Below are 6,281 nucleotides of genomic sequence, written 5' to 3'. Positions count from 1 at the left end.
GTTCCGGTGCTGGAGGGCAGATCACGTCATTTCGCCTCGTCTGGGGCATGGGAGTAAGCACCAAGACGTCCGGCTCTTTCCGCGTGGGGGGACGACAACGTGGCCGGCGCTTCACGGTTGCTGTTCGGCGCCGGCGCCCGTCAGTAGGTGAGGGTGATGCAGCCGTTGCTGCCTGCGGTGCCGGCGGTGCCGGGGCTTCCCGGTGGTTCGAGGTTGCCGTTGCCGCCGTTGCCGCCACCGTTTCCGCCGGGGCCGCCGCTGCCGCCGCTGCCGGTGCCGATCGGGCAGGTGGCCGGTACCGGGGGCGCCGCCGCGCCACCGGTAGCACCACTACCGCCGGGGCCGCCGGCAGGTGTGCCACCGTTGCTGCCGCGCCCGCCCTCGTCGCCTTCGTCTCCGACGCTGTCGCTGAACTGGCTGCCCTGACAGGTGGAGCCGCCGAACAGGCCGCCGCCGTAGCCGCCGTTGCCCTCGTTGCCGCCGATTCCTGGCGCTAGAAGGCCGCCAGGCCCCAGGGGCAGGGGACCGGTCCCGCCAAAGCCGCCGCTGGCCCCGCCGCCGCCGGCGGCAGAAGCCTGGGTGCTCCCGCTGATGGCGAGGGCGGACCGGCCGCCTTTGCCGCCGTCACCGCCGGGGCCGCCGTTGGGATCGAGGAAGTCGCCGAGTCCGGCGGCGCCGGCGGCACCGTCCTGGCCGCCGGTACCGACGGTGAGGGTCAGGACCTGGCCGGGGGTGACGGTCAGGGTGCACGCCACCCGGGCACCGCCACCCCCGCCGCCCCCACCTCCACCGCCGCCCCCGCCGAGCCTGTTGTAGAGGCCGCTGCCGCCACCCCCGCCACCGGATCCGCCACCACCTGCCGAGATGAGGATCGTGGCGATGCTGGTGACCCCGGCCGGGACGGTGAAGGTGCCGTCGGCGGTGAAGGTCTGGGTGGTGGAGGAGATCGCGGAGGCGGGGACGGCCAGGCCGACCGGGAGCACGAACGCGCCCGCCAGGCTCATCGCGCCGACCGTGGCACATACCGCGCGGGACCGGCCGGCTTTCGGACGAGGCCCACCACGCGTCACACATTGGTTGTCGCTCATGCACCCACAGTGCGAGGAGGGGCGCCCCGCCGCGACTCCAGGAGTCGGCTCGGGGTAATCCCCGCCCGGCCCTGGCCACACCGCAACGCCCGACAGGCCGCCGTCATCGCCGCACCGGGCACTGCCCAGGCCACCACCGCCAGGCCTGCCGCCATCCCCGCGGTGGACGCGTCCTGTCCCACCACCACCTGCGCAGAAACGGCGTCTCCGCTACCACATGATCAGGACATAGCCACTGCCACCCGGGCTCCCAGGCTGGCCGGAGGCACCCGGGGAACCATCCACGCCGGAGCTGTTGCCAGTCTCCCCACGGGTGCCGCCCCGGCCGCCCTGGCCACCCGTGCCGCCCTCACCGCCGTTGCCTCCGGTGCCGCCCATCGCGACGCCGGCGGGCGGGGTGACCGCCCCGGCCGGTGCCGCACCGCCCGAGCCTCCGGTGCCGCCGGCGCCGCCCCGGCCGCCGGACCCACCCGCACCGCCCACCCCGGTGGAGCTTCCCTGGCCACCGGTCACACCCGGCAGACCCGCCCCGCCGACGCTCCCGCCGGCCGCGGCCGTCCCCTTGGCGGTCGTCAGGCCGGTCCCACCAGCGCACAGACCCCCACGTGACCCGCCACTGCTACCGGGGGCACCGCCGGATCCGCCCGATCCCGCCTGCCCGCCCGACCCGCCAGCGCCACCGCTCTGGCCCGTTTTACCGTTCTCGCCCCCGCCACCCCCTCCACCACTGGTGCCACCCCCGGCCTCCGACGACCCCGTGGTCAGGCCGCCCGGCTGGCCCGCAGTTGCCGCCATATATGCGCCCCTGCCTACCAGGACAACGGTCGAACCTCCACCACTGACGCTCGACGTCTTGGCATTGCCGCCCCCGCCGCCGGACAAGCCGGGCAACCCGCTCGTGAGCAGCGTCCCGGCCAGACCACCGGCACCGCTCCCGCCGCCGGTCCCGGGCGCACCCTCGCCCGACGACGAACCGACGACGATCCTCAGCACGGTCCCCCCGGTCACGGTGAACGTGCACGTCGCGTAGGACCCGGAGGTACCGCCACCCCCGCCGCCGCCCCCTCCTCCGCCGCCACCACCGCCACCGCCACCGCCACCCATCAGCGACCCGAGCGGCTCGGGGTCACCGCCTCCCCCGCCGCCGCTGCCCCCGGCACCTCCGGCGCCCGGACCACCACGCCCGCCCCCACCCCAACCGAACACCTGCACCTGCGTGACACCTGCGGGCACAGTGAAAGTCCCCGACGCGGTGAACGCCTGCTCACCGGAGGCACTCAGCTGTGCGCCTCCTGCGGCAGGCACGGTGGCCACCGCCGACCCGCACAGGCAAGCGCAGCCAAGGGCCAGTGCCCCGGTCACCGCCAGCACACCTCTCCCGCCGTGGCCACGGCGCTCCCGCCGCCCGCCTCGTGCCACAGAATCCGCTGTTCCGTGCACAGCACAACCCCTTTCCGACCATGGACCGCCGGGCCCCGATGGCACGGCTTCCCACTCATCCTCACCAGCCGCCGGCCTCTCCGCGCCCGGGCCTGCGCCACCCTGACGGTCGGGTCGCCCGGGAGTGCGATTCCCCTGGGAGACCCGACCATCAACGAGGGCATCTCGCATGCCGCGATCGGCAGCGTCCAGGACGCGGACCACGAACTCCTCGGCGTCCCGTTCGTCGGCACCGACCATGTCCTGCGCCTCAACCGCACCCGGGTGGAGGCCTTCTCGGGCGTGGCCGAGGACCTCTTCGAGCACCTCGTCGAGCGCCGCCTCACCCACTACCGCGAGGAGGCCCACGCCCGCCGCTCCTCGTGGCCGACCGCCACCTGGGACGACGACTGGGACGGCCCCGTCTCCATCCACCCGGACGGATCCGTCCTCGCCCTGCGCGTGCTCCCGGAGCGGGACTGCTGACAGCGCAGCGGCCCTGCGTGTTCCGGGCTCCGGCTTCCGGTCGGCGCGGAGGCCTGCCGGACCGAGGACAGCGGGCGGCCGACGAGAGGCCGGGCCTGCCGGGCACAGCCATGCCACCTGCTATGCCTGGGGCACTGCTCATTCCTCGTCGTCGGCCTCCGGTTGCCAGGCCTGGAGCAACGCGTGAACGGGAAGTGCGGAGTCCGGCACCGCGAGTCGGGTGACCGGCATGGCGCCGGTGGCTCCTGCGACGAGGTGCTCGCCGACGAGATGCGGGACGAGCAGTGCCACCGTGCCGGCCGGCCAGTCGGCCGCGACCTGGTAGGTGGCGATGACGGCCGTTTCCCACTGAGTCAGCGGATCGTGCGCCCGTTCCTCGTACGGCTCCTTCTCGACCGTGGGGATCTTGACGGCGAGCAACTGCCGCGGGGCTTCGCCGTGCAGGGCGGCCTGTCGGCGGACTTCGCGAATCCAGCCCGTGACGAGCTCGTCGAACGCGGCCTCGGTCTCCGGTCGGCCCTTGCGGCGGCGGCCGAACGCGTCGCGCACCACGGAGGACACCGCGAAGTCGTTGTCCTCCAGGCGGCGCCACGACCAGGACGCCCGGTGCTTCCAGGCGCGCCAGGCACGTTGCACCACCTTGGCCGCATCGGCGCCGAGACCCGCGAACTCCTGGCCCGGTGTGAACTCCGGCTCCGGGAGCAGTCTGACCGCCGCGGCCTGCACCAGCGGGACCGGCTGCACCAAGGCCGCGAACGCGCGGCGCTCTTCCTCGAGGACTTCGGCGAGCCGGGCCTGCAACGGCTCGGCCCAGGGCTGCAGGACGGGGAACGCCTGGAGGGCCTTGTTGCTCCTGATCAGGTAGGTGTGCAGGCGGCGCCAGTGCTCATGGCGGTGGCGCCGCGTCTCCCGGGCGCGGGAGTGGCGTTCCCACGCCTCGTCGTCGAAGTCCTCTTCCTGTTCCTCGGCTTCGCCGTCCGTCTCGTCCGACGGCTCACCCATATTGCTCGGGGGGTACTCGCCGATGGCCAGGGCGAGGGCGGCACCTTCTTCCTCCGCTTTCTCCTCCTCCGAGTCGGGTTCGCGGTCGAGCCAGATCTTGAGGGTGCCGATGTCGATGACCGCCGCCAGGAGCCTGAGGATCGGACTGTCGGTGGGAAGAGGTCAGCGGCAGGTCCGGCACAGCCGTCCCACAGCCTCGCCCAGCGGGATCTTGGCGCTGCGGACGGAGGGCGCCGACCGCAGCGTGCCGCAGGCTTCGTCGCCATGGAGCTTGCCCTTGCCGGACGCCGCGGCGTAGCAGGCGAGGGTGATGTTCCCGGCAGGGCCGAGCGGAATCTCCGGAGTGAAGGTGCGGCCGAGCGGGACACGGCGGACAGAGGCGGTAGTTGACGGCATGCTGGCACGCTAGCGGGTCCCACTGACACCCGTGCCGTTGTCGCTCCGCTGCCGTCCGCAGGTGGCCACGCGCCAGGGAATCCCTGGGGCCACGGCCGCCCGGGGCTACTGTGCCGTCAGCGGCACAGTAGCCGTGGGGGACAACTCCTCGGCGGCTCGGGTACGGTGTCCGGCAGGACCAGGTCCGGGCCGCCGACAGCATCGGCGGAACCAGCCTCGGCCGATTGTCTTCTTTACCGTCCGGAGGTGCGTCAGCAACGCGCCCACCAGCGGAACTCCACCATCTACCACGCCGCGTGCCTGCGGCGTGCCTCACCGCACCGGAGTTCCCCGCATGCCCGAGCACCAACTCGCCGCCTCACCCCGCGACTTCCTGTGCGAACACACCCCCAGCAAGAGCCGCGTCCTCGCGCTCCTCTCCCACGACGACGGCCCCGACTCGCTCCAGGCTGTCCTCACCTGCCGTGACCCCGAACTCGCCCACCGCGCGGCCGAACTGCTGCGCCGGACCCTGAGGCGGGCGGCCGGTGTCCTGCACACCGAGTCCGTGGACGGGCTGTGCGGGCAGTTGCCGGACGCTCCGGCGTCCTCACTCCGGCAGGCCGTGGCCCACGTGCTCTCCGGCACCTGGCCGGTCGCCGCTGGAACGCTCATCGCCTGGCCCGAAGGATCCGCGCATGAGGACCCGGGCCAGGACGACGGCGCGGACAGCGAGGGCGGCGACAACGACGAGGCCCCGGCACCTGGCGGCCCCGCGCGGGGTAAGGCGCGGCTGCGTGACCTTCCGGGCCAGGTCGTACGGATCATTTCGCTCCGCGAGTTCCACGTCCACGACCGGCAGGCCCTGCTGGACGCCGCGGGCGAGCAGGGTTGGGAGCCGATGCCGGCCGACCAGCTCGACGATGACGACCCGCACGACGTGGTCGGCGCGGTCATGTGGCTCGCGGACCCGCCTGCCGACGTCGACGGGGCGGACGCCCTGACCGAACGCAGCCATATCTCTCTGCTGCGGCGGAACAAGGGCGACGAGGTCGCCGAGTGGAGTGTGGAGCCGGTCGTGGCGGACTTCGGTCCCGGCCCGCGTGCCGCCAAGGCGGGGGAGTCCCCTGAGCACAGCTTCGGGGAGGAACTTCCCGATTTCGCGGCGCTGTTCCCTGTGGAGGATCCGCACTGCGAGGACCCGGAGTGTGAGGAGGAGAGTTGCTTGTGGCAGCTGACTCCCCGCACGGCCGATCTCCTCCACACCGCGCTGTCGCTGCTGGCCGACGAGGCGTACGAGGACGCCGAGGAACTCGGTGACGGGCGCCTCGTCCCGGACAAGCACGAGGGCGATTGGGGGGTGTTCCCGCGGCTGCCGAAGCTGACCTTCGCTACCGACCTCCAGTGGCGGCGCCGCTTCGCCCGCGCCGCCGACGACCTCGCCGACGACCTCGAACGCGGTCACTGGCCGCGGCCGACCTGCACTGCCGAGGAAATCGCCCTGCACCTCGCCATCGCCGACGCGGGCGACAGCGCCGACGAGCTGGGGGACGACTCCGACAGCACCGGGCACGGTACGCACAGCACACTGCCGGTCCACCGCGACGACTACGACTTCGGCGCCTGCACGGACATGTTCTTCCAGGACACCGACGTCCTCATGCTCTACAGCTCCCGCTTCGACGGCATCGAGGACCCCGACGGCGACGCCAACCGGCAGCTCGGTGTGGGTGACCTGCGCGCGCAGGCCTGGTTCGAACCGTTCGGGAACGTCACGGCCCGCGACCCCCGCCGCGGCTTCCGCCGCTGAACGGCCGAGCCCGCACCGGAAGGGGGGGGGGGGGAGGGTGTGTTTCTTCCCCTCCCCCCCCCGCGACCCAGAAAGAGGGGGGGCGGGGGGAGTTTTGTTTT

Annotated in this window: 5 protein-coding genes; 2 read left to right on the top strand and 3 right to left on the bottom strand. The window is 73.2% G+C overall.

All coding sequences use genetic code 11. From position 1 onward, the window contains the following. Positions 1-140 precede the first annotated feature (140 nt). Entirely contained in the window at positions 141-1,004 is an 864-nt protein-coding gene (locus tag ACFVX9_RS01020; protein WP_387979741.1) for a hypothetical protein, read from the bottom strand. Between the two features lie 1,518 nt (positions 1,005-2,522). Here ACFVX9_RS01020 and ACFVX9_RS01015 point away from each other — a divergent pair. After that, positions 2,523-2,993: a hypothetical protein gene (locus tag ACFVX9_RS01015; RefSeq protein ID WP_387979739.1), complete on the top strand. Its 471-nt coding sequence runs from the start codon at positions 2,523-2,525 to the stop codon at positions 2,991-2,993. A gap of 138 nt (positions 2,994-3,131) precedes the next feature. On the opposite strand, the gene ACFVX9_RS01010 is transcribed toward ACFVX9_RS01015, so the two are convergent. Together ACFVX9_RS01010 and ACFVX9_RS01005 are read right to left on the bottom strand one after the other, a co-directional pair. Then, on the bottom strand, positions 3,132-3,995 hold the full coding sequence (locus ACFVX9_RS01010; protein WP_387979737.1) for a hypothetical protein: 864 nt from the start codon (positions 3,993-3,995) through the stop codon (positions 3,132-3,134). Positions 3,996-4,157: 162 nt separating this feature from the next. Further along, the gene (locus tag ACFVX9_RS01005; protein WP_387979735.1) at positions 4,158-4,391 is read right to left on the bottom strand and encodes a hypothetical protein; all 234 of its coding nucleotides are present in this window, start codon (positions 4,389-4,391) and stop codon (positions 4,158-4,160) included. A gap of 334 nt (positions 4,392-4,725) precedes the next feature. Between ACFVX9_RS01005 and ACFVX9_RS01000 the strand changes: the two genes are divergently transcribed. After that, positions 4,726-6,180, top strand: a complete 1,455-nt coding sequence (locus ACFVX9_RS01000; RefSeq protein WP_387979733.1) for a hypothetical protein — start codon at positions 4,726-4,728, stop codon at positions 6,178-6,180. Positions 6,181-6,281 lie beyond the last annotated feature (101 nt).

The organism is Kitasatospora sp. NPDC058243 (genome assembly GCF_042882025.1).
In the GTDB taxonomy this organism is placed as follows: Bacteria; Actinomycetota; Actinomycetes; order Streptomycetales; family Streptomycetaceae; genus Kitasatospora.
The sequence above is the reverse complement of the archived record's forward strand: the minus strand, read 5'-3'. Positions and strand labels throughout refer to the sequence as shown.

Bases quoted from the DNA above. Each gene is read 5' to 3' on its own strand.
- ACFVX9_RS01010 (WP_387979737.1), bottom strand. From the start codon at position 3,995: ATGGGTGAGCCGTCGGACGAGACGGACGGCGAAGCCGAGGAACAGGAA.
- ACFVX9_RS01020 (WP_387979741.1), bottom strand. From the start codon at position 1,004: ATGAGCCTGGCGGGCGCGTTCGTGCTCCCGGTCGGCCTGGCCGTCCCC.
- ACFVX9_RS01000 (WP_387979733.1), top strand. From the start codon at position 4,726: ATGCCCGAGCACCAACTCGCCGCCTCACCCCGCGACTTCCTGTGCGAA.
- ACFVX9_RS01005 (WP_387979735.1), bottom strand. From the start codon at position 4,391: ATGCCGTCAACTACCGCCTCTGTCCGCCGTGTCCCGCTCGGCCGCACC.